Annotated in this window: 17 protein-coding genes; 13 read left to right on the top strand and 4 right to left on the bottom strand. The window is 50.1% G+C overall.

Features of this window, described 5'->3' with window-relative positions; all coding sequences use genetic code 11:
* Positions 1–27: 27 nt before the first annotated feature.
* The 5 genes from IYN85_RS16170 (at position 28) to oppF (ending at position 5,803) form a co-directional block, all read left to right on the top strand.
* On the top strand, positions 28–1,704 hold the full coding sequence (locus IYN85_RS16170) for a peptide ABC transporter substrate-binding protein (protein ID WP_196159957.1): 1,677 nt from the start codon (positions 28–30) through the stop codon (positions 1,702–1,704).
* A 254-nt stretch (positions 1,705–1,958) separates the two neighbouring features.
* Complete coding sequence (oppB, locus tag IYN85_RS16165; RefSeq protein ID WP_196159956.1) at positions 1,959–2,882, top strand: oligopeptide ABC transporter permease OppB; 924 nt, start codon at positions 1,959–1,961, stop codon at positions 2,880–2,882.
* A gap of 20 nt (positions 2,883–2,902) precedes the next feature.
* The gene (locus IYN85_RS16160) at positions 2,903–3,832 is read left to right on the top strand and encodes an ABC transporter permease subunit (protein WP_196159955.1); all 930 of its coding nucleotides are present in this window, start codon (positions 2,903–2,905) and stop codon (positions 3,830–3,832) included.
* Between the two features lie 13 nt (positions 3,833–3,845).
* Positions 3,846–4,814 (top strand): oligopeptide/dipeptide ABC transporter ATP-binding protein, encoded by a 969-nt coding sequence (locus tag IYN85_RS16155; protein WP_196159954.1) that lies wholly within the window; start codon positions 3,846–3,848, stop codon positions 4,812–4,814.
* The gene (oppF, locus tag IYN85_RS16150) at positions 4,811–5,803 is read left to right on the top strand and encodes a murein tripeptide/oligopeptide ABC transporter ATP binding protein OppF (protein WP_196159953.1); all 993 of its coding nucleotides are present in this window, start codon (positions 4,811–4,813) and stop codon (positions 5,801–5,803) included. The genes IYN85_RS16155 and oppF overlap by 4 nt, the downstream gene beginning before the upstream one ends.
* 48 nt (positions 5,804–5,851) lie before the next feature.
* On the opposite strand, the gene IYN85_RS16145 is transcribed toward oppF, so the two are convergent.
* On the bottom strand, positions 5,852–7,774 hold the full coding sequence (locus tag IYN85_RS16145; protein ID WP_196159952.1) for a hybrid sensor histidine kinase/response regulator: 1,923 nt from the start codon (positions 7,772–7,774) through the stop codon (positions 5,852–5,854).
* A gap of 251 nt (positions 7,775–8,025) precedes the next feature.
* Between IYN85_RS16145 and ilvD the strand changes: the two genes are divergently transcribed.
* The 5 genes from ilvD to IYN85_RS16120 all read left to right on the top strand — a co-directional run bounded on the left by ilvD (position 8,026) and on the right by IYN85_RS16120 (position 13,924).
* On the top strand, positions 8,026–9,873 hold the full coding sequence (ilvD, locus tag IYN85_RS16140; RefSeq protein WP_196159951.1) for a dihydroxy-acid dehydratase: 1,848 nt from the start codon (positions 8,026–8,028) through the stop codon (positions 9,871–9,873).
* An 86-nt stretch (positions 9,874–9,959) separates the two neighbouring features.
* Positions 9,960–11,276, top strand: coding sequence for a hypothetical protein (locus IYN85_RS16135; protein ID WP_196159950.1), 1,317 nt, complete (start codon positions 9,960–9,962; stop codon positions 11,274–11,276).
* On the top strand, positions 11,248–12,309 hold the full coding sequence (mutY, locus tag IYN85_RS16130) for an A/G-specific adenine glycosylase (RefSeq protein ID WP_196159949.1): 1,062 nt from the start codon (positions 11,248–11,250) through the stop codon (positions 12,307–12,309). The genes IYN85_RS16135 and mutY overlap by 29 nt, the downstream gene beginning before the upstream one ends.
* Positions 12,306–13,649 (top strand): MATE family efflux transporter, encoded by a 1,344-nt coding sequence (locus tag IYN85_RS16125; protein ID WP_196159948.1) that lies wholly within the window; start codon positions 12,306–12,308, stop codon positions 13,647–13,649. The genes mutY and IYN85_RS16125 overlap by 4 nt, the downstream gene beginning before the upstream one ends.
* Entirely contained in the window at positions 13,649–13,924 is a 276-nt protein-coding gene (locus IYN85_RS16120) for an oxidative damage protection protein (protein ID WP_196159947.1), read from the top strand. The genes IYN85_RS16125 and IYN85_RS16120 overlap by 1 nt, the downstream gene beginning before the upstream one ends.
* A 130-nt stretch (positions 13,925–14,054) precedes the next feature.
* Here the strand turns inward: IYN85_RS16120 and IYN85_RS16115 are convergent, their stop codons facing one another.
* Positions 14,055–14,510 (bottom strand): NUDIX domain-containing protein, encoded by a 456-nt coding sequence (locus tag IYN85_RS16115; RefSeq protein WP_196159946.1) that lies wholly within the window; start codon positions 14,508–14,510, stop codon positions 14,055–14,057.
* Positions 14,511–15,135: 625 nt separating this feature from the next.
* Here IYN85_RS16115 and IYN85_RS16110 point away from each other — a divergent pair.
* Together IYN85_RS16110 and IYN85_RS16105 are read left to right on the top strand one after the other, a co-directional pair.
* Positions 15,136–16,947 (top strand): cellulase family glycosylhydrolase, encoded by a 1,812-nt coding sequence (locus IYN85_RS16110; protein WP_196159945.1) that lies wholly within the window; start codon positions 15,136–15,138, stop codon positions 16,945–16,947.
* A gap of 113 nt (positions 16,948–17,060) precedes the next feature.
* Entirely contained in the window at positions 17,061–20,102 is a 3,042-nt protein-coding gene (locus tag IYN85_RS16105; RefSeq protein WP_196159944.1) for a glycoside hydrolase family 9 protein, read from the top strand.
* Positions 20,103–20,211: 109 nt separating this feature from the next.
* Here the strand turns inward: IYN85_RS16105 and IYN85_RS16100 are convergent, their stop codons facing one another.
* Together IYN85_RS16100 and IYN85_RS16095 are read right to left on the bottom strand one after the other, a co-directional pair.
* Positions 20,212–20,457 carry a hypothetical protein gene (locus IYN85_RS16100; RefSeq protein WP_196159943.1) on the bottom strand — a complete coding sequence of 82 codons (246 nt, stop codon included), beginning with the start codon at positions 20,455–20,457 and terminating at the stop codon, positions 20,212–20,214.
* The gene (locus tag IYN85_RS16095) at positions 20,450–22,300 is read right to left on the bottom strand and encodes a Na/Pi cotransporter family protein (protein WP_230390792.1); all 1,851 of its coding nucleotides are present in this window, start codon (positions 22,298–22,300) and stop codon (positions 20,450–20,452) included. The genes IYN85_RS16100 and IYN85_RS16095 overlap by 8 nt, the downstream gene beginning before the upstream one ends.
* A 135-nt stretch (positions 22,301–22,435) precedes the next feature.
* Between IYN85_RS16095 and IYN85_RS16090 the strand changes: the two genes are divergently transcribed.
* Entirely contained in the window at positions 22,436–23,254 is an 819-nt protein-coding gene (locus tag IYN85_RS16090) for a GNAT family N-acetyltransferase (protein ID WP_196159942.1), read from the top strand.
* Positions 23,255–23,258 lie beyond the last annotated feature (4 nt).

The raw sequence follows: 23,258 nt of genomic DNA, 5'->3' as shown, positions 1-23,258 counted from the left end.
CCAACAATGATAATAAGAGGATCACTCATGAAACCATTTCAAAAAACGCTAGCTGCTGCGTTGGTAAGTTCTGCCATTTTTATGGTGGGCTGTTCATCTGACGACGACGCCGCTGCAACTTCTGCTGCTGCACCAGAAACAAAATCAGGCCCAACTCACCCGGTTACTGGTGAAACACTGGCCGCTGATCAAACTTTTACCTATTGGGCACTGGACGAACACAGCTCACTTGACCCTCAAATCATGGAAGACACTGCTGGCTCAGACCACGCTCGCCAGCTGTTTGAAGGTTTGTTAAGCCAGGATGCGGACGGCAACCTGGTTCCTGGCGTCGCTGAGACATTCACCGCCAACGCTGACAAAACGGTATATACCTTCAACCTGCGTAAAGACGCAAAGTGGAGCAACGGCGATCCTGTAACCGCCAATGACTTCGTTTACGCTTGGAAGCGCGCGGTTAACCCTGAAACCGCTTCTCCTTACTCCTGGTACATGGAAATCATGAACATCGTTAACGGTGCGGAAATCATCGCTGGCGAAGCCGAGGTTGATTCTCTGGGCGTTAAGGCGGTGGACGATTACACGCTGGAAGTGACTCTGACAGAATCTCTGCCTTACTTCCCAATGATGGTGAACCACTCTACTGTATTCCCAGTTCACCCTGCGACTGTTGAAAAATTCGGCGCAGAATGGACCAAGCCTGAGAACATGGTATCTAACGGTGCGTACAAGCTGACTCAGCACGTTGTTAACGAGCGTGTTGAAATGGTTCGTAACGACCAATACTGGAACAATGACGCGACGATCATTGAAAAAATCGTCACCATTGTCGTACCAGACGAAAACCAAGGTTTGATCCGCTGGAAAGCAGGCGAATTCGACCGTGGTCCAGTTCCTTCAGGTCAGTTCAAATCCCTGAAAGAAGAATTCGGCGAACAAGCTGTTTCTGCACCGCGTCTGTGTAACTACTACTACACATTCAACGTCAGTGATTCTGGCCCAGAAGCGTTCAAAGACGTGCGAGTTCGTAAAGCATTGTCTTACGCTCTGGACCGTTCGGTTATCACTGAAAATATCCTGCAAGCAGGCCAGGAAAACGCGTACACTTTCACTCCAAGCAAAACAGCTGGCTTCACCATGCCAAACGTTGCCTATGCAAACATGACGCAAGAAGAACGTGTTGCCGAAGCGAAGAAACTGTTGGCTGAAGCAGGTTACGGCGAAGGCAACCCTCTGAAATTCAGCATCCTGTACAACACATCTGAAGGTCACAAGCAAATCGCAACGGCCATGTCTCAAATGTGGAAGTCCTCATTGGGTGTTGAAGCGACTCTGAACAACATGGAATGGAAAACCTTCCTGACCGAACGTGGCGAGCAGAACTTTGAGTTGGCACGTGGCGCCTGGTGTGGTGACTACAACGAAGCCTCCACCTTCCTGGATCTGTTGCGTTCACAGTCTGGTTACAACGATGGTAAGTACGTAAATACCGAAGTTGACCGTCTGATGGATGAAGCGAAAACCAGTGCAGATCCAAACGTTCAGTACACAGCTATTGAACAGATCCTTGCTGATGAAATGCCGGTTATTCCTGTGTATTTCTACACGACTAACTTCATGCTGCACGATGACGTTAAAGGCTGGCCTTATAACAACATCGAACAGAACTGGTACGCTCGCGACCTGTATAAGGTAGCGAAATAATCGTTCCATAATGTGATGTAAACTTAAACACCGCCAATATTGGCGGTGTTTTCCGTTAAGCGCGTAAAACCCAGATCTCACTGAGGTCGTGAAAACAAAAAAATAACCTCGACTATTGTTTTGTACGCTATTGTTTACATTGTGACTTAAGTTATTGATTTAGATGAGTTTCTGATTGCAACCAAATGGTCGCAGATGGATGCTTATCGCGATAAAATCGCCGCCTTTTCTCGCGGGTAGAACAGGACAACGACATGTTCAGCTTTATACTCAAGCGTTTGTTAACTGCAATTCCAACGCTGCTCATTCTCATCATTGTGTCATTCATTCTGATGCACAGCGCACCGGGTGGGCCATTCACCTCCGAACGTGCACTGCCGCCTCAGGTAGAAGCCAACATCAATGCCAAATACGGACTGGACAAACCTTTGCACGAGCAAATATTTGTCTACGTTAAAAGTATTGTGCTTCATTTTGATTTCGGCCCATCGTTCCGATACAAAGACCGTTCCGTAAACGATCTGATCTCCGATGGTTTTCCGGTAACGCTGACCTACGGCAGTATTTCAGCCTTGGTCGCCGTACTCTTCGGTGTGACCATGGGGGTTATAGCCGCGCTTAACCACAACACCTGGAAAGACTATACTGCGCTCGGATTCACTTTTACTGCGCAGGTATTGCCGAACTTCGTGATGGCACCGCTATTGGTTCTGTTGTTTACCCTGCAACTGGGTTGGCTGCCGGGAGGCGGCTGGGAAGGTGGTAAGGCACAATACATCATTATGCCGGTTATTGCCTTGTCCACCAGTTATATGGCGACAATCGCCCGTATTACCCGCTCTTCCATGCTGGAAGTTCTCAATTCCAACTTCATCCGTACCGCAAAGGCGAAAGGCTTGCCATATCAGCGCATCGTATTTAAGCATGCACTGAAGCCCGCGCTCTTACCGGTATTGTCTTACATGGGACCAGCGATGGTGGGCTTGATTACGGGCTCGGTGATTATCGACATGTACTTCAGTACAGGTGGTATCGGTGTTCTCTTTGTTAACGGTGCTTTAAACCGTGACTATTCAACCATTATGGGCATAACCATTCTGGTCGGCACACTGACTGTTTTATTAAACCTGGTTGTGGACGTCCTTTACGCGTGGATCGATCCCAAAATTCGTTATTAAAACAGTGAGGTAAAAAGAAAATGATTGTTGATCAGAAAAAAATGGAAAACCTCGCTGATAACCTGATGGCAGCGGAGGAAGTACAGGGTAGATCTCTTTGGGCAGACGCAGCTCGGCGTTTTTCACACAACAAGGCCGCTATTGGCGGGCTCGTTACGCTGACTTTGGTGGTTCTGTTCACCTTGATCGGCCCATCATTTGCTCAGTGGAGCAATGAAGAAATTGACTGGGCCGTATTGGGCCAGGTGAAAACCATGGGTGCGCCATCGATTGAATCTGGACACTACTTTGGCACCGATGAACTGGGCCGCGACCTGTATTCGCGAGTTATCCAGGGCACCAGCATCTCATTGATGGTTGGTGTCATTGGTTCATTTGTTGCCGTTGTGGTCGGCACTCTCTATGGTGCGATTGCGGGCTATGTAGGGGGTCGGGTCGATAACTTCATGATGCGATTGGTCGACATTTTTATGTCGATTCCGTACATGTTCGTACTGATCTTACTCTTGGTTATCTTTGGTCGATCGCTGAACATGCTGTTCATCGGTATCGGTTTGATCTCCTGGTTTGATATGTCACGGATTGTGCGTGGTCAAACACTGAGTATTAAGAACAAGGAATTCATCGAAGCTGCAGTCGCCGCTGGTGTCTCCAACTTTACGATTATCATGCGCCACATTGTGCCCAACCTCGTTGGTATTGTGATTGTCTATGCCTCGCTGCTGGTTCCGGGTTTCATTCTGGCCGAATCCTTTATTTCGTTCTTGGGTCTGGGCGTTCAGGAACCGAATACGTCCTGGGGTGCTCTGATCAGTGAAGGCGCTAGGACCATGCAATACGGCACGTTATGGCAGATCGGCTTCCCGCTATTCTTCTTCACCATTACGCTGTTCAGCATGTTTTTCATTGGTGATGGTTTGCGCGACGCGCTAGACCCTAAAGACCGGTAATCAGGAGCGAATAATGAGTTTATTAGAAGTTAAAGACCTCGGCGTTCAGTTCCAGACCGGTGACGGTGTGGTGAGCGCAGTAAACGAAGTGAATTTTACGCTGGAACAGGGAAAAACCCTGGCTATCGTTGGTGAATCCGGCTCAGGTAAAAGTCAAACGGTTTTCTCTATCATGGGGCTACTGGCACAAAATGGTTGGGCAACCGGTAGCGTTAAGTTTGACGGACTGGAAATTCTGAACCTGCCCGAACAGGGTCTGAACAAAATCCGCGCAGAAAAAATTGCGATGATCTTTCAGGACCCTATGACCTCTCTAAATCCTTACATGAAAGTCAGCGAACAGCTGATGGAAGTGTTAATGCTCCACAAGAGTATGAGTCGCCAAGAAGCACTGGAAGAGTCAATTAAAATGCTCGACGCGGTGAAAATTCCAGAAGCACGATCACGCGTGCATCTGTATCCACACGAATTTTCCGGTGGCATGCGTCAACGAGTCATGATTGCGATGGCTCTGCTTTGTCGGCCAAAGCTGTTGATCGCCGACGAACCAACGACGGCTCTGGACGTAACGGTTCAGGCGCAGATTATGGAATTGCTGTCTGAATTACAGCGTGACTTTGGCACGGCCATTGTTTTGATCACGCATGACCTGGGTGTTGTTGCAGGTTCCTGTGAAGATACGTTGGTTATGTACGGCGGTCAGGTCATGGAATACGCCAAAACCACCGAAATATTCAAGAACCCGTCTCATCCTTATACTCGTGGTCTATTACAAGCTATCCCACGCTTAGATCACGCAGGAAAACGGTTGAATACGATCCCTGGTAATCCACCAAACATGCTGAATAAACCCATAGGCTGTCCGTTTTCAGAACGCTGCGTAAACGCCAAGGATTTCTGTCATAAGAATTTGCCAGAATTGAAAGTGTTTGAAGGTACCCGACAACGCGCTTGTCACGTGCCTGTGGAGGAACTGGTATGACCGTACAAAAAGAAAAATTGTTGTCGGTGGATAACTTAAAGGTTTACTTCGATATTTACCCACCCAACTCGTTACCCTGGACCAAGCCTCAAAAGCTTAAGGCGGTCGATGGCGTCAGTTTTGATCTGTACGCCGGTGAAACACTGGGTATAGTAGGCGAATCTGGTTGCGGTAAGAGCACTCTGGCACGCGCCGTGATCAAAATGGTGCCTGCCGAAGCGGGAAAAGTCATGTGGCTGGGTACTGACTTGCTGACAGCCAACAAACGGGCCATGCAAAAAGCTCGCGCCGATTTACAGATGATCTTCCAGGATCCCTTGGCATCGCTAAACCCTCGGATGACCATCGGTGACATCATTGCTGAACCTTTGAAGACGCATCACCCGGAAATGGGTGTCACGGAACGCAAAGCGAAAGTGAAAGAAATGATGGCAAAGGTCGGCCTGCTGCCTAACCAGATCAACCGCTACCCGCACGAGTTTTCCGGCGGTCAATGTCAGCGTATCGGTATTGCACGGGCGTTGATTCTGAAGCCGAAAATGATTATCTGTGATGAACCGGTATCCGCGCTGGACGTTTCCATTCAGGCACAGATCATCAACCTGTTGATGGATTTGCAGGAAGAAATGGGCTTGTCGCTGATCTTCATCGCACACGACCTCAGCATTGTGCAGCACATCAGCACGCGCGTAATGGTGCTTTATTTGGGTAATGTCTGTGAAATTACCACCAGCGAACAGCTGTACAAGACACCACGTCACCCCTACACCCAGGCTTTGATTTCTGCTGTTCCGATTCCAGATCCGGATTACGAAAAGAGCAAAGAAGTCATTCTGTTGGAAGGTGATTTACCGTCACCGATGAACCCGCCTTCCGGCTGTGTTTTCCGTACCCGCTGCCCGAAAGCTCAAGCGAAATGTGCAGAGTTGAAGCCGATGCTGGAAGACGCTGGTAATGATCATCAAGTCGCGTGTTTTTACGCCGATTAACCTGACAGCAAAAAAAACAGTATGAAAAGAGCCGAAAGGCTCTTTTTTTTAACTTCCCTGCTGCATAACCCTGACTAACACGTCCAATAACTGTTGCTGTTTAAATGGCTTGGTTATGTAATCATCCATGCCGGCCCGCAGACAATGCGCAATGGTTTCCGGATACGCATCTGCAGACATGCCAATGATTTTGGGTTGTTGGTCAATGAGCAAATGTCGGATTCGGCGGGTGGCTTTAATCCCTCCCATGTTCGGCATATGCAAATCCAGACAAATCACATCAAACGTCTGCTGCTTAACCAGTTTAACCGCCTCTTCGCCATCACGGGCTTCTACTACCGTAGCATTGGCTTTCTTGAGCATCGCACGTGCCAGCGCCCGGTTAACGTCGTTATCATCCACCACCAAAATCGTCAGCTGCGCCAATGACTCGCTCAGCTTGTCGATCTGTAAACCTGAAACCGCCGATGGATTCACCAGAGAACGAGCCCGCCTTGCGGATGCTGGAATGCAGATATAAAACTGACTGCCCCGGTTGATTTCTGATTCCACCTCGACTCGCATACCCAGTTGATCAACTAAACTCTGAACAATAGTTAACCCCAGTCCCGTTGTGTGCACGTCGTCAATCTGCCGCTGCGACTCCTGCTTAAATGGTAAAAAAACCGTGGCAGTATTCTGTATTCCGCGACCGGTATCCAACACCCCCAGCCGCAAGTCACCATTTTCTTCGTCTAAAGTCAGCGTAATGCTGCCCTCCGCGGTGTATCTCACAGCATTTGACAATAGATTGACCAGAATCTGAATCAAACGATTCCGATCGGATTCTATTTCTGTGGCCAACCCCTTCTCAATATGCACACTGATCGTTAATCCCTTTTGTCGGGCGCGAGCACTGAATAAGCGTTCTACCTGCAGCATCACAACGCGCACATCAAACTGTGACAGTTCCAAGTGCAACTCACCGGCTTTCATCTTGGCAACGTCAAGTATGTCCTTCAGTACGTTGAGTAAGTACTCGCTGTTTTCCCGCACTAACGACATCTTTTGCTGATCTTCCGGATTCGTAAGTTCCTGCTCTAGAAGTTCGGCGGTACCCAGAATAGCGTGCAGCGGCGTGCGCAATTCATGAGACATTGAAGAAAAAAACCGATCTCTGGCATTCAGTGCTTCGATGGCCTTTAATTCAGTCGCCTTAATGTGGGAAATGTCAGTATGAGTTCCGACAAACTTAATCGCCCGCCCTTTTTCATCCCGTTCAAACACCTTGCCTCGGTCGAGAATGTAGACCCAATATCCTTTGGAATGGCGCATCCTGTGCACATTTTCATAGGTTTCGGTTTCCCCATCGAGGTGTTTCTGAATGGCTGTCAGGCAGGGAGCCAGGTCGTCTGGATGAACCCGCGAGCTCCAATCCGATAAATGAAAATTCAGCGTTTTCAGGGTTAAGCCAATTTGATTCGCCCAGCGTTCATCGCAAGACACTTCATTGGTTTGCGGGTTCCAGTCCCACATGCCCATTCGAGCCCCATCGAGCACTAACTCCAAACGGTCCTGGTTCTTCTGCAGAGCGACTTCAGTTTCGTAGTGTTCACTAATATCGCGTACAAAGCCAAGTATCTGAGTATCCTCTCCCGGAATGGACATTTGTGTGGAATCACTCTCGACCCAGATCCAGGTGTCGTCTGGACCTTTAACCCGATAACGCATGGATTCATTGTTTTCTTCAAATTGACCTTTGAATGCGGCGAACACGACAGATTCAACGTGCGCTATATCATCGGGATGAATCAACGACTGATACAGGATTTTTTGTTGCTGTAACGCGTCGAGAGAAAGCCCTAACCGATTCGCAGCGGACGTAGAGCATTCTACAATCGGCCAGCCGGGTTTGTTTAACCAGACAAACGCCAGGGTTTTGGAATTGGGCCTGAGTAATTGATCGAAGGTACTGCGGTTAAATATCGGCATGCGAAAACTTTACAACATTTCCGTCAGTTTAGTTCAAGTTCTCCGAACAGGAAAAGGAAGGACTGTTGTTTTGCAAAGGGCTGGCTTTCTCCCAGAACGCCTACCTCGCCCGCCCTTCAGTCCGCAAAGACTATGAAGGCGCGCAAAAATCAGCATTGCGCCAGCAACACCACTTTGCAAAATTCACACTAACCAAACCGTCAACTTCCGTTAAAATGTCCATATCCAATTAAAAGAGCAGGAATTTTTCCATGCCAACGTATCGCTCCAAAACCACCACTCACGGTCGCAATATGGCCGGTGCCCGGGCACTCTGGCGTGCCACAGGCATGAAAGATGACGATTTTCAAAAGCCCATTATCGCCGTCGTCAACAGTTTCACTCAGTTTGTACCCGGCCATGTCCACCTCAAAGACCTGGGGCAATTGGTTGCCCGTGAAATCGAGAAAGCCGGTGGTGTTGCCAAAGAATTCAATACCATCGCGGTCGATGACGGTATTGCCATGGGACACGACGGCATGCTGTACAGCCTGCCTTCCCGCGAAATCATAGCCGATTCTGTGGAATACATGGTCAATGCGCACTGCGCCGACGCCATGGTGTGTATATCCAATTGCGACAAAATCACCCCAGGGATGTTAATGGCCTCTCTGCGCCTGAACATTCCGGTTATTTTTGTGTCCGGTGGTCCAATGGAAGCCGGTAAAACCAAACTCTCTGAACATGGCTTGGACCTAGTTGATGCTATGGTCATTGCCGCCGATGACAGCGTCAGTGACGAACACGTCGCAGAAATTGAACGCTCCGCCTGCCCGACCTGTGGCTCCTGTTCGGGTATGTTCACCGCGAACTCGATGAACTGCCTGACCGAAGCCATCGGATTATCCTTACCGGGCAATGGCACAACGTTGGCTACTCACGCAGACCGTCAGAGATTATTCGAACAGGCTGGTCGCCGGATCGTCGAAATCACCCGCGATTACTATGAAAACGACAATGACAAAGTCCTCCCTCGCGCCATTGCCTCATTTGAAGCCTTTGAAAATGCCATGAGTCTGGACATTGCCATGGGCGGCTCCACCAACACAATTCTGCATCTGCTGGCCGCGGCACAGGAAGGTGAAGTCGATTTCACCTTGAAAGACATTGACCGGCTGTCTAAACAGATACCACAGCTGTGCAAAGTGGCGCCCAATACGCCGAAGTACCACATTGAAGACGTTCATCGTGCCGGGGGTATTTACGGTATTTTGGGCGAACTTGACCGTGCTGGAAAACTTCATACCCACTTGCCTACCGTGCATTCAGCCACCCTGGCAGACGCTCTGAACAAATGGGACATCATGCGTAACAATGATGCTGACGTTGCAGAGTTCTACAAAGCCGGGCCAGCCGGCATTCCGACCCAGGTCGCGTTCAGTCAGAGCACCCGTTGGCCATCTTTGGATGGTGATCGAGCGCAGGGCTGTATCCGTTCGCTGGAAAACGCCTTTAGCTTGGAAGGTGGCTTGGCGGTGTTATACGGCAACATCGCACAAGACGGCTGTGTCGTTAAAACCGCAGGGGTTGACGACAGTATTCTGAAGTTCACCGGAAAAGCGCGAATTTTTGAAAGCCAGGACTCTGCTGTAGCCGGCATTCTGGCTGACGAAGTTATTGAAGGCGATGTCGTCATCATCCGTTACGAAGGCCCCAAAGGTGGTCCTGGCATGCAGGAAATGCTGTACCCAACCAGCTACCTGAAGTCGAAAGGGCTCGGTAAAGCTTGCGCCCTGTTGACCGACGGCAGGTTTTCCGGCGGAACCAGTGGACTTTCCATCGGTCACGTTTCACCTGAAGCCGCCTCTGGTGGTAACATTGCGCTCGTCGTTGAAGGCGACCCAATTGAAATTGATATTCCGAATCGCACCATCAACGTACTGGTCAGCGATGAGGATCTGGCAACACGTCGTCAGGCAATGGAGGCGCGTGGCGCAGATGCTTGGAAGCCGGCAGAAGTCAGACCACGTAAAGTGACCCGTGCTCTAAAGGCTTATGCCATGCTGGCCACCAGTGCCGATAAGGGCGCGGTACGCAACGCCGCATTATTGGACGAGTAACCAGCCCCTAAGCCAGCTATCAATAAATCAAGCGGAAGCCCATTACAACGGCCTTCCGCTTTTTTTATGTACTGAGGTATTTTTTAGTGAACCCAAGCACCCTACGCCGCACAGGATTGATCGTCGCGGCCATCTTGTTCATTGTTGGTTTGTTTCTCACCATCAACTTGATGCGATTTTCTCCTGAGCAGTGGCTGCGCAGTGAAGTTGGCGGTAGCTGGCTGGACCAGGCCAGCGGAACCATAGCCGCAAAAAGTTTAGGAACGGCTCTTGAGTGGCAGGAACCTTCAGTTGAATGGCAGGGTTACGCGTTCACGGCGGAGAGTGTTCAAGTCCGCTTCAACTGGGTATCGGTATTAATCGGCAAACCAAATCTCAAAGATGTCCGTATCGCATCCCCTTACCTCCAGGTCCCACTAAAGGACTTCTCAGTGCAGCAGCTGCGCACGCTAATGCAACCGGCTTATCAGCAAATGTCGATTACCAACGGTCTACTCGTTGCCGGCGACCACGAAGTTCACGACATCACCTTGAGCATGACCAAGAACGGGGTGTTTGGGGAATACGCGGTACAGTTAACCGGCGAATTAACGACAGATGACTTGGTCGTCAACTTGACTTATTCAACCTTACTCGGCATAGATGGAAACAACCTCTTGGTCATGGGTAAAACACAATTTGATGCAAGCGTTGCCTTCCAGAATTGGATGGGCCGCATTGCCGGAAAAATCAAAACCCTGACGCTTGCCGAAGACTATTCGACTGAAGTGAAGTTCCTTAACTGGTCATCGGGATGGCGTTCGAACGCCGACTTCATTCCTTACACTTTAGACTGGGCTGGCGGACTGACTCAGGCAAATTACGCCAAAGGTGAATGGCAATTCACCTCGATCGACACCGCCATAGCGTACGAAGACGACAACAAAACGGCACATACATTTGCACTGCAATCGAACCAGACTAGCTTGCGAAACGGCGACCTGGACGGCCAACTCGGTTTGTCGTTGTTGACCGAGTTCCCACTCAACAGCGAATGGCAAAGTTACAATCTGGTCATGAGTGGCACGATGCTGCCTGGTAAAAGTATTTTCGAATGGGCAGATCCTGACATTCGCTTGTCGATGTTTGACAATGACACCCAACAACACACGCATTACATTAAAGTCCGCGAGCTCAACCTTTCGACTGAGCTAGACAGTTGGCAATTGTTGGATGGTGATTGGCGGCTTGTAATCGCAGATATTCCGGCAGGAGACTTTGGGTTCGGTGCCATTACCGGTCAATGGCCATCCCTGCAAATCACCGATGCGCCTCAAGTCGCTGAACAACTGCAACCGGCGCTCAATGCCATCGCCCCTGACGTAGAGTATTTGAATGCACTGTTCACCTATCTGGTTCCGTAAACAGGTTCTGCACTGGTACGACCAACACGGTCGCAAACATTTGCCCTGGCAGCAGGGAAAAACAGCATACCGGGTTTGGTTATCTGAAATTATGCTGCAGCAGACGCAAGTGGCAACCGTCATACCGTACTTTGAACGCTTCATCGAGCGGTTCCCGAGCGTTGCCGAGTTGGCCGCGGCACCAACAGACGATGTATTGCATTTGTGGACGGGGTTAGGCTATTACGCTAGAGCACGTAATCTTCATAAGGCGGCCCAAAAAGTCGTTTCCGATTTTCAGGGTGATTTCCCGCAGAACCTGGAGCAGTTAATGACGCTGCCGGGCGTGGGCCGCTCAACAGCTGCCGCCATTGCCAGTTCCGTGTTCAACAAGCCCGCGGCGATTTTGGATGGCAATGTAAAACGGGTGCTGAGCCGCTTCTTCGCCCTTCAGGAATGGCCGGGTACCACCACCGCACAACAACAGCTGTGGCAATGGAGTGAAGCCTTAACCCCAGAGAAACGGGTTGCCGATTACAATCAAGTCATGATGGATATCGGCGCACTGGTCTGCACGCGTACAAAACCCAAGTGCGATCAATGCCCCTTACGCAATGAATGCCTGGCCGTTGCGATGGACCAAACACATTTGCTGCCAAAACCAAAACCGAAAAAAGACAAACCCAGCAAACAGGCGCACCTGCTCATGTTGCAATGCCCAGATGGCCGAGTGGCTTTATCACAAAGACCGGATAGCGGTATCTGGGGAGGCCTGTACAGTTTTCCGGAATTTACCGATTACGATACACTGGCCAGTCACCTGACCCAGCTGCCTGTGGAACGCGTTGACGTTTGGAATGAGTTCCGTCACACCTTCAGCCATTACCATTTCGATATCACGCCGGTTTTGGTGACATTAAATCACCTTCCTGACGTTATCGAAGACGACAAAACGCTGTGGTTTAACCCGGTTTTGATGAATGAAAATGAGCAGGCTGTGGGTCTGCCCGCGCCCATTAAAACGCTACTTACCAAGTTGCAGCAGTCTTTATGAGCATCGCACAATCCAAGGTGTCACTTCGGGAAATCTTTCGGGTCGCGATACCAGTCAGTCTGCAGGCACTGGTCACGTCCAGTCTGAGTTTTGTCGATATCTATATGGTGGCCTCACTTGGCGAAGCCAGTGTTGCCGCTGTTGGTCTCGTCAGCAAAATTTATTTTATCATGATTCTCATGCTGGTCGGTTTTACCGGCGCTGTTTCACTGCTCGTGGCTCAGTATTGGGGCGCGCAACGTAAGCGTGATGTCAACGCGTTACTGACCGTCGGCCTGATCTGGAGCCTGGCGATCACCATCCCCTTGCTTTTAATCGGATTGTTATTCAGCCCTGTATTAGCGGCCTGGTTGTCTCCCAATGCCGACATCACGAACCTTACCGGACAATATTGGCAGTGGACGGCGCCTTTTGCCTTACTGACCGGCACCTCGATGGTGCTGGCCACCACGCAACGAGCGACTGACGATGCCTTCTGGCCAATGGTCGCCAGTATTACAGCGTTGCTCAGCAACACCCTGATGAATTATCTGGTGTTGTTCGGTCCGTTTGAGGCGCTCCATGTTGGTATGCCGGGGGTTGCCATGGCGACAAACCTGTCACGGCTGCTCGAAGTAGGGTTACTGGCTTTCGTCCTGATTCGCCATTTAAAACCGGTTTTTCACTGGCAACGCACCATGTTTTGGCGGGTATGGCGACATGGCCGTTTATTGGTTGCGCACGAAACGTTGTGGAGCAGTGGAATCTTTACCTTTTTCGTCATCTACTCCCACATGGGCGAAAACGAGTTGGCGGCCATGAGCTTACTGTCGCCCATCGACAGCATTATGATCGACCTGTTCATTGGTTTTGGCATTGCCGCATCCATACTCGTTGGGCAACGGCTGGGACGAAGTCAGTTTGAGGAAGCCTGGTCACTCAGCCAATATATGCTGATTCGGTTCCCGGCTGCCGCCTTTTTAGTCGGTGTTGTCTTAGCGTGCGTGGCGCCATTGATTGTGCCCATGTTCACCACCGTCAGTGAAGAAGTGCGACGCCATTTACTTTATGCTTGGTGGGTTTATTCCTTAGCACTGGCATTACGTATTCACAATGTCATCGCCGTACTAGGGGTACTGCGCGCAGGCGGCGATAACAATTTTGTCATGCGTACCGAAATCGTTTCTATCTGGTTTTTAACCGTACCGTTGGCTGCCGTTGCCGGTTTGATCATCGGTCTTCCCTTGTGGATGGTTGTGACGGTCACTATGCTCGAGGAAGCTGGTAAAGTTGGCTGGTTTCAATGGCGCATTCGTAAACGCCTATGGCTGAAGAATTTAACCTTGCAGGAGGACCACTGATGTCTCGCACCGTCTTGTGCACGAAATACAATGAAGAATTGGAAGGATTAACCAAGCCACCCTTCCCTGGCCCCAAAGGTCAGAAAATTTTTGATCAGGTATCTGCTAAAGCCTGGCACGAATGGCAAGAGCACCAAACACGATTAATCAATGAAAAACAATTGGTGATGACCGACCCCGCAGCTCGCAAGTTTTTGATGGAACAGATGGACAAATTTCTCGCCGGAGAAGACTTTGAACAAGCTGAGGGCTATGTTCCCGATACCAAAGAATAACGTTGACGAGATGTTTTTACGTGTCGCGGTTGAGATCGCGGCACAATCACCGAGTCAATAAATGATCGTCAGCCAAAGTACGGTTTGAAAAATCTCTATTAACAATACGACCAATTCAATTTCTCGTAAGTCATCGGGCCACACCCACCCTCCCAACCAAAGCATCTTTCGCTATATCGCGATGCTGCTCTATTCCGAGGACAGGTAAATCACTATGGGGGAAATAGGCAATTTCAAAGCTCTCGGCAGAGATTTTCGGTATTGCTCGCGGATCGACGGCTCCGTAGAAACAAAAAGCAATCGCTTGAAACGAGTCACCGTTTTGGAGGGTTCGTTCATAACCGGTGTATACGCCAATGAGGTCACCAACGTCTACAACAAGACCAGTCTCCTCGTAGCATTCTCTTTTTGCCGCCACGGCAGCTGTTTCCCCCAGCTCCATCGCACCACCGATAAGACCCCAAGCATCATTATCTTTTCTGCGTTCTAACAAAACCCCGTTTTCATTTTCAATCCAGAGTCCCGCGAAATTCAGAAATATTTTTTCATTACCCACCCGAGAGCGTATAAATTGAATATAGTCCACTTGAAATCCTTATTTACCTGCAACCGTTGCTCGTAAGGCGTATTGTTTTTATACCGCGTCGCGAGTCTGCCCACAACCAGGTGAGTATTTGGTCGTACACCCGCGCGTTTTTGCGTGCCCAGCGTAATTTAAACAATTTCACTTTTAGGTCTCGCCCTGCTCAACTGGAAATTTAATCACGTTCTCACATGAAGCAGATCGACGAAGTACCCTACCGGGTTCCACGATTTTAGTTGGGTACTTTGCCACATAAACACCCGTCCTTCACAACCAATTGCCACTCACCAATGCACATTAACCTTGAAAAAGTAACGGACGGACTAGTGAACATCGGTGAAGTGCAAGAAACGTCGCATCGGTCTTTTTGCTATTTAAAACAATCACTTACTAAAAAATAAGACTTTTCCACTTCAGAAAGCCGATCATTTTGCACCGTTTTCACGCTCATTTTTATGATCTCCATCCCACTAATTCAGGTGTTCAGGGCTTGCGGCACAGGGATTCTTTTCTTATATTATGTAACCGCTTACATATTCCAACATAGAATACTAAAAGCGAAAAGGCAGTCTATATCGAAGTATTCAGCTCTTAATTATTCAAATAAAAACAAGAGGCAAGACACAGTATGACTTTCCACGCAAATCAATTAGCCGTGTTGCGCAAGGCAACGCAGTGGTCATTACTCAGCGCGGCCATTGGCTTAGCAGCCCAAGCCGCCGCAATCGCCCCGCTCAGTGTTCAGGGCAATCAGGTCCTGGTCGGCGGAACGCCGCAAAGCCTAGATGGCGTTTCGCTGTTCTGGAGCAACACTGGATGGGGTGCAGAAAAATGGTATACGGCCACCAATGTGGCGCGAATGAAAAATGAATTTGGTGCAGACCTCGTCAGGGCTGCCATTGGTCACGGCGCTGGCGGTGGTATTCAGGACGACTGGGCGGGCAACATGCAGCGCCTGGATACCGTTGTGCAGGCAGCCATTGATAACAACATGTATGTCATCGTCGACTACCACAGTCACCACGCGAGTGAAGACTGGGCAATGGCAACCGCCTTTTTTAAAGAAGTCGCCGCAAAATGGGGCAACTACGACAACGTCATTTATGAGCTGTTTAACGAACCCTTGAACGTATCGTGGGACACCAACCTTAAGCCTTACGCTGAACACCTAATCGATAATATCCGAGCGATTGACCCCGACAACCTGATCATCATGGGTACGCCAAACTGGTCACAGGATGTCAACTTTGCGTCCTACAACCCGATCAATCGACCCAATATCGCCTACACCATCCACTTTTACGCAGGTTCTCATGGCCAAGGTCTGCGCGATAAAGCACAGGAAGCGCTGAATAATGGCATCGCCTTATTTGCAACAGAATGGGGATCGGTCAATGCGAATGGTGACGGAGCAGTCAATAGCACGGAGACCTGGGCATGGATCGATTTTTTCCGCGCCAACAAAATCAGTCATGCGGGCTGGGCCTGGCATGATAAGAATGAAGGCGCGTCTTTCTTTTATGGCGACGGGAGTCTGACCCCCTCCGGCCAAATACTGAAAGACATCTTGGCTGGCGGCGATGATAACGGCAATGGCGATGTCAACGTCGGTCCGTGCATCACAAGAATACTGCCCGCCACCATTCAGGAAAGTGATTTCTGCCACATGTCTGGTTTGCAAACGGAGTCCACCAGCGACACCGGCGGCGGTGAAAACTTTGGTTGGGCGGATAACAACGACTGGGCCACGTTCGAAATAACAGCGCCTCGTGCCGGACAGTACAAAGTCGTTTATCGCGTGGCGTCTAATGTTGGCGGTGCAGTCTTACGACTTGAAGAGGCAGGAGCGAATGGTGCAACGTTCGGTAAAGTCGATGTTCCCAATACAGGTGGCTGGCAAAACTGGGTCACGGTGGAACATGTTGTTACGCTTCCCAACGCAGGTACTCAACAAATCGGAATCAACTTTGAAGTTGGCGGCGCTAATCTGAATTATTTCTCCATGACGCCCGTCGATGACAACGGTTGCGGCAACAACTGCCCGCCTGCGGGCGATCCGATTGTTATTCAGGCTGAAGACTACACCTACATGTCTGGAATCAAAACAGAGTCAACCAATGACACAGGCGGTGGCCAGAATGTTGGCTGGGTCGATGCGGGTGACTGGATGGCATTCCACAACATATCCGTGCCCACCAGCGGTCGCTATCGGGTTGAGTTTCGTGTTGCGAGCCTGAACGGCGGAGGAAGCTTGAGCTTTGAACAGGCAGGGGGGGCTGTGCAGTTCGGTACGCTCAACATCCCATCAACAGGAGGATGGCAAAACTGGCAAACCCTGTCGCTGGATGTGCAGCTGTCGCAAGGGTCGCAGAACTTTGGCATCGGCGCACCCGGTGGTGGCTGGAACCTGAACTGGATCAAATTGGTTCCGCTTCCCTAACGTGTTTTGCAATTCCAGCCCGCTGGTAACAGCGGGCTGCTTCATGCGTATGGGGTCAGTAAAATCCCGACACCTGTACGTTTTTATAAAAAAAAAACAAAACAGGACTTACGATGGTGAAACATTTCAAAACTATGACCGCACTGGTCACTGCTGCCTGTACGCTCGGGTCAACGCTTTCGTTTGCGCAGGCTACGCTGGTTGAGAACGGTAGTTTCGACAACAACAGCGCTATTCCTTGGGAAACGCCTGGATGGTGGTCCGGAGGCGCTGGGACGAGCGGCGTCGACGATCAAGGCCGATTCTGTACCTCCGTGACCGCACTGGGAACAAATGATTGGGGCGTTCAGCTAAGACAAAGCAATATTCGCTTTGAACAGGGCGCAACCTACAAGGTTCGTTTTCGAGCCTGGAGCAGCGCACAAACCTCAGTCGTCGTTGGTGCCATCGATGAGACTTTGGCCACCCCGGTGGTCATTTTCGACAGCACCAGTGAACCGAACCAGTTGATAACAACTGGGCTGGATGCCGCAGAAGGCCAGCTCATTTCGTATGATTTTGTCGCTGCCGCCGATACCGAAAAAGCGCGATTCCGTTTCATGATGGGCGCAGGAATCATCCCGCTCAATGAAACTCTCTGTCTAGATGATATCGTCGTTGAACCACCCGCAAAAAATATTCTCAACAACAGTGAATTCAATGACGACGGTGCTGGTTGGGAAGTTCCGGGTTGGTGGGCTGGTGGCGCCGGCACATCGGCCGTCGATGATGACGGACGCATGTGTACAACCGTAACTACGGCTGGTACCAATGACTGGGGTGCGCAGTTGCGTCAAGTTGGCAAAAAACTCGTTGCTGGGCGCACCTATACGGTCGACTTTGATGCTTGGTCAAGTGCGGACATGATCGTTGTTTATGACGTCATTGACGAACCGGCGGGTTATCAGATCCTGCTCGAAAATAAAGATGTGAATGTGACTGCTCGTCTGGACGAAGCGCCAGTTCACTTCACTGTTGAGCATGAAGTTCAGCAAAATTCGAACGAAGCCAACTTCCGGTTTATGTTTGGTGGTGGTCTGGTACCCGAAGGCGAAACGATTTGCGTCGACAACGTTAAACTGCTCGACCCAGAAGGCAATTCAGTGATTCAACCAGAAGAACCCGAGGTTGCCGCCGTCCACCTTAACCAGCATGGTTACCTGCCCAACCTTGCCAAGGTTGCCACCTATAAAGTAATCGCAGAGGACTATACAACTGCGCGCGACTGGCAGTTGGTGAATTCCGAAAATGTGGTTATCGCCAGTGGCCAAACGACCGTCATTGGTGAAGACGCCAACTCGGGCGACGTTATTCATCAAATCGATTTTTCATCGGTCACAACACCGGGCACTGACTATACCCTGCGCGTCATTGAAGGCAGCGACCCGGTGGTCAGTCACCCATTTGACATTCGTGCCGATCTGTACGAACTTCTGAAATACGAAGCACTGAGCTACTTCTATCACAATCGAAGTGGTATTGAGATTCTCGCATCTGTCGTGGGCGATGAAAAATGGGCGCGCCCTGCGGGTCATCTGGACGATAACGTGGTAGAGACCTTTATCTGCAAAGAGGATCCAACGGCGGATACCTGCCGCACAGCGGATGTCAGTGGCGGATGGTACGACGCCGGTGACCACGGCAAATACGTGGTGAATGGTGGCATCAGTGCTTGGACGCTTCTGAATCAATATGAGCGCAGCACGTCGTTGGGTCGCAATGCCAGTGACTTTGCTCAGGGCAGCATGGCCTTGCCAGATTCCGAGACCGGGAACACTATGCCAGACCTGCTGGACGAGGCGCGTTGGCAAGTTGAGTGGTTGCTGAAGATGCAAATTCCAGCAGGAGAAACGTTAGCAGGCATGGCGTATCACAAAATGCACGACGACGGCTGGACTGGACTTGGTTTAGCTCCTCATGAAGACACAAAAACACGCTACATCCAAGCACCGACTACCGCAGCAACGCTCAACCTGGCTGCCGTCGCCGCTCAATGCGCACGCGTCTATGAAACCTTCGATGCAGATCTCGCTAACCGCTGTTTATCAGCCGCTGAAACCGCTTACCAGGCTGCACTCGATCACCCTGAAATGTACGCCGGTGTTCCTGAAGAGGGCGATCCAAACCCAGAACGATACACCATGACCAATGGCGATGGTGGCGGTATGTATGGCGATGATGAAGTTCGTGACGAGTTTTTCTGGGCTTTGTCAGAGTTGTATATTACAACGGGCAAACAAACGTATCTGCAGGCGCTGAAAAACTCAGCGCTGTACAATCGCTATGCACCAGACGACCCGACTCCGGTTGAGACCTTGCCTACGTCGCTCTATCACTGGGGTAATACCAACGGTTTGGGCTTGATGAGTATTCTGACCCGTTCAAGAGACACTGAGCTGGATGATGATCTGGTGGCGTCGGCAAAAAGTTTGGTACTCACCATGGCTGACAATTTTGTCGACTATGCAAACCAGCCTGGGTACAACATGCCGATGGATTCCACCGAACTGGATTGGGGTTCAAACTCCGGTGTAGTAAACAACATGATGGTACTTGGCGTTGCCAACGACATTACTTGCGCTCAGGACACCCGGTATGTCGATGCCATGGCAAACGGCTTTGCTTACTTGTTGGGTAATAATCCTCTCGGTAAATCCTATGTGACCGGATACGGTGAAAATCCATTAGAACAGCCGCATCATCGGTTCTGGGCAAACGCAGAAAATGCAGACTACCCGACACCACCACCCGGCGTCTTATCAGGTGGTCCAAACAGTTCGCACGCCACCACGGGTGATCCGGTGTCCATTGCACGTATTGCCGCGGACTGCCCAGCCGAAACCTGCTATGTCGACAATATTGGTTCTTGGTCCACCAACGAAATCACCATTAACTGGAACTCGCCTTTCGCTTGGGTAGCGGCATATCTGGATGAGTACAGTGACTTTGGTTTGGCGTCAGACGCTCTGTGTCAGGTAAACGATGAAGACGATCAAGACGAAAACGAGAATGACGAAGATGAGGACGATAATCATCAGAAGCGTCGCGGAGGCGCGGGCGTACCTCTGCTGATTGGCTTACTGTTGGTTGCAACTCGTTTTAGACGAAATCGATAATAGCAGCACCAGACCCACGGAGTGACCGTGGGTCTCTTAAGCTTTTAACTGAAAAAACAGGGACTGGCAGTTCCTGTTTTTTATTGAGGGGTATAGTGAAATTTCCGGGCTAGTCATCACCCAACAATTTTTTCATACCTTTTTTCCGGTGCTTATTCACCAAAGCCCATTTTTTCATGAGTCGTTCTTTTTCTTCCTCGGTGTCAGCATCGTCGAGTTGTGCTTTCAATTCATTCGCTTTGTATTTCAACTTTTCCAGCGTTTCCTTCAGCTTCTCGCGATCGTTCTCATCGCTCGAACGCATTAGCTTTTTTAATCGCTTCAACCACCTGGGTTTGTCGTGTTGTTCAGCCATGAGTTAACTCACTCAATTCGTCATTATCCAAAACCAATTCGCGGGTCGCGGTTGTCGGCGTCCCGGAATGCGCCCAGTACAATGTCTGCGCCATCTGCAGCACCCGGTGACCGATATCTAAACAGTACTGGCTGTCGTTCATTAACGAGGTAATGGTATCTGCCGGTATTTTGTGGCCGGCAATCAAATTATCAAGATGACCATTGCGGACAATATCACTGTTCAGCAACATCTGTTGTTGTTCACTGAACGCCAACAGCGCCTCTTCACGATCTGGGTAGTTCAGAATGTTCTGCAAATTGTGTAACAAACTGGCAAGCTGGAAACGAAACGTCCGGTACTGCCTGGCCAAATCATCGTTGGTGTGATCGTGATACTTCAACACATTCTTCTGCAGATGCTTGACATCTTTCACCGCATTCACCAGGTCCCGGCACGCTAACTTGAGCGCAAAGACAGTTTCGTCCTGAGTTTTACTCATCGGTTTGGGGATATTACTGGTTGCCTTAATAATGGCGGTGTTCAATGGCCGAATATAACGCAGATACAATTCGTCGACATCGGTGGTATTTTCATGAATCTCAGAATTCACCAACGCCAGGTCCAGCGGCATTTCCGACTCCAGGTCCTTTCGATTCAAGTACAGCGCATAACTCATCACCGCCACTGCGTTATCCCACATACGGGTAATTTCTTCTATGATCGCACTCAGGGCAATATCCGGGTGGTGCATCACTACATCGGATATAAATTTAGGCGCAACGGTTTCGGTACGCCGGTCCGGTTGGCTGGCAGGAAGGTTCAGCTGTTGCCGGCGATCGTCCACGATCAGTTTTTTCAACACGGAGGCCAGACCACGGATAAACGGCAACATGATCACCACACCCAGCACATTAAACAGCGTATGGAACAAACTCAGTTTCAGCGTGTAATCCTCAGCGCCAAACCCCAACCAGCCGGACAGCACTTCAACCAATTGAATCAGCGGGGTAATCAGCGTTAACGCCACGATGGCTGTCATGCCATTAAACACCAGATGCGCGGCTGCTAATTGTTTGCCCGGCGCATTCGCGCCAAGAGCTCCTATAATGGCTGTAATAGTGGTACCAATATTCGCGCCAATGGCCAGCGCAATAGCGTTTTCATAGGTTACCTGACCTGACGCCAACGCCGTAATAATCAAGACCAATGTCGCATGGCTCGACTGCATAATCACCGTGGCCACGACGCCGAATAACGTAAAAAGCAACAGACCCAGCCATCCAGAAACGGCATAGGCGCTTAAATCAATCGCGCCACGGAAGGCATCAAACCCTTCCTTCATAAAATGAATACCTAGAAACAAAAAACCCAGCCCGGTCAGAATATGACCGATACCTTTCAGACTTTTTCGGCTCTGCATGACCAAAACCACACCCACCATCAACATGGGCATGGCATAAGCACTGATATTCACTTTGAGACCGAAGGCAGAAACCAGCCAGGCACCCGTCGTGGTCCCTATATTGGCGCCAAAAATGATGCCTATCCCCTGCACCAATTCCAGCAACCCAGAGCTCAAAAAAGAGATGGTAATCACCGAAACCAAGGAGCTGGATTGCACGAGCGTTGTTGCCAGCACACCAAAACCCAATGATTTCCATACCTTGTTGGTGCTGACACTCAACAATTTTTCCAAAGTACCGCCGGTGAAGGTCTTAAAACCTTCATCCATCGACAACATACCGAACAGAAAAATAGCCACACCAGCACCAATTTGCTGAATGTCCGAACTCCACCAGGCAGAGCCAAGCAGAGCCAGTAAACCTATGATGAGAAACAAGCGTTTGAACATAGACGGCATAACGTAGTTCACATACCGTAAAGCATAGGCCGCCTGCCAATTTATGCCACACCGCCTACGAATATTTCGCAGCAACGACGTTGATTTCAAGCCACCACAGCGGCACACTGCCGCTAAACCTTTTCTGGATTCAGTATGTCAACCATCCGCAATATCGGTATGCGCAGCGAAGTTGTTATCGGCCAACTGCAAAGCCAGTTAGATGAACGCGACGACTACATTGTCGTACGCACACCCAGCAAGCCTTTTTACTATTTTGGCAATCTACTGGCCTTGAAAAAGCCGTTAAATCATCACACCAAGCCTGAGTGGCTCTCACTTTTCGACACTGAGTTTCGAGAGCAACCAGGCATCCGACACTATACCTTCAGTTGGACACGCGAACAGGAAGATGACACCAGCGTGCAGGCGTTTACAGACGCGGGGTTTCAATACGAAGAGATGCATGTCCTCACACAGACCCGGTCTGATTTCGTCCGTCCGGGTCAGGTGAATGAAACCGTTGTCTACCGACCGCTCCTCTCCGACGAGGATTGGCAGCAATGGACGGAAATATCATGGAACGAACGAAGTGGTAATCACAGCGAAAGCGACTATCGCATGTTTTTAGCTGGCCAGGTCGCCAACTATCGACAACTACATGAGCAACAGTTGGGGGAGTATCTTGGGGCTTTTCAAGGCGCTGAGCTTATCGGGTTTGCCGGTTTATTCCATCAAGCATCATTAGCACGATTTCAACATGTATTGGTCACGCCCGCATTCCAAAACACGGGGATTGCCAAAGGACTGCTTAGTCATCTGATTGAACGCGCGCCGCAACACATCGAAACCATGGTCATTCTCGCCGATGAGCATTACCACGCCAGTAATTTATACCGCAGTTTAGGTTTTACGATTGCGGAACGCGAATGCAGCCTTTGTTGGTGGCCCGATGAAAACACGCAAAGTGAATGACCGA

The sequence above is a fragment of the Reinekea sp. G2M2-21 genome (assembly GCF_015687175.1).
Lineage (GTDB): Bacteria > Pseudomonadota > Gammaproteobacteria > Pseudomonadales > Natronospirillaceae > Reinekea.
The sequence above is the reverse complement of the archived record's forward strand: the minus strand, read 5'-3'. Positions and strand labels throughout refer to the sequence as shown.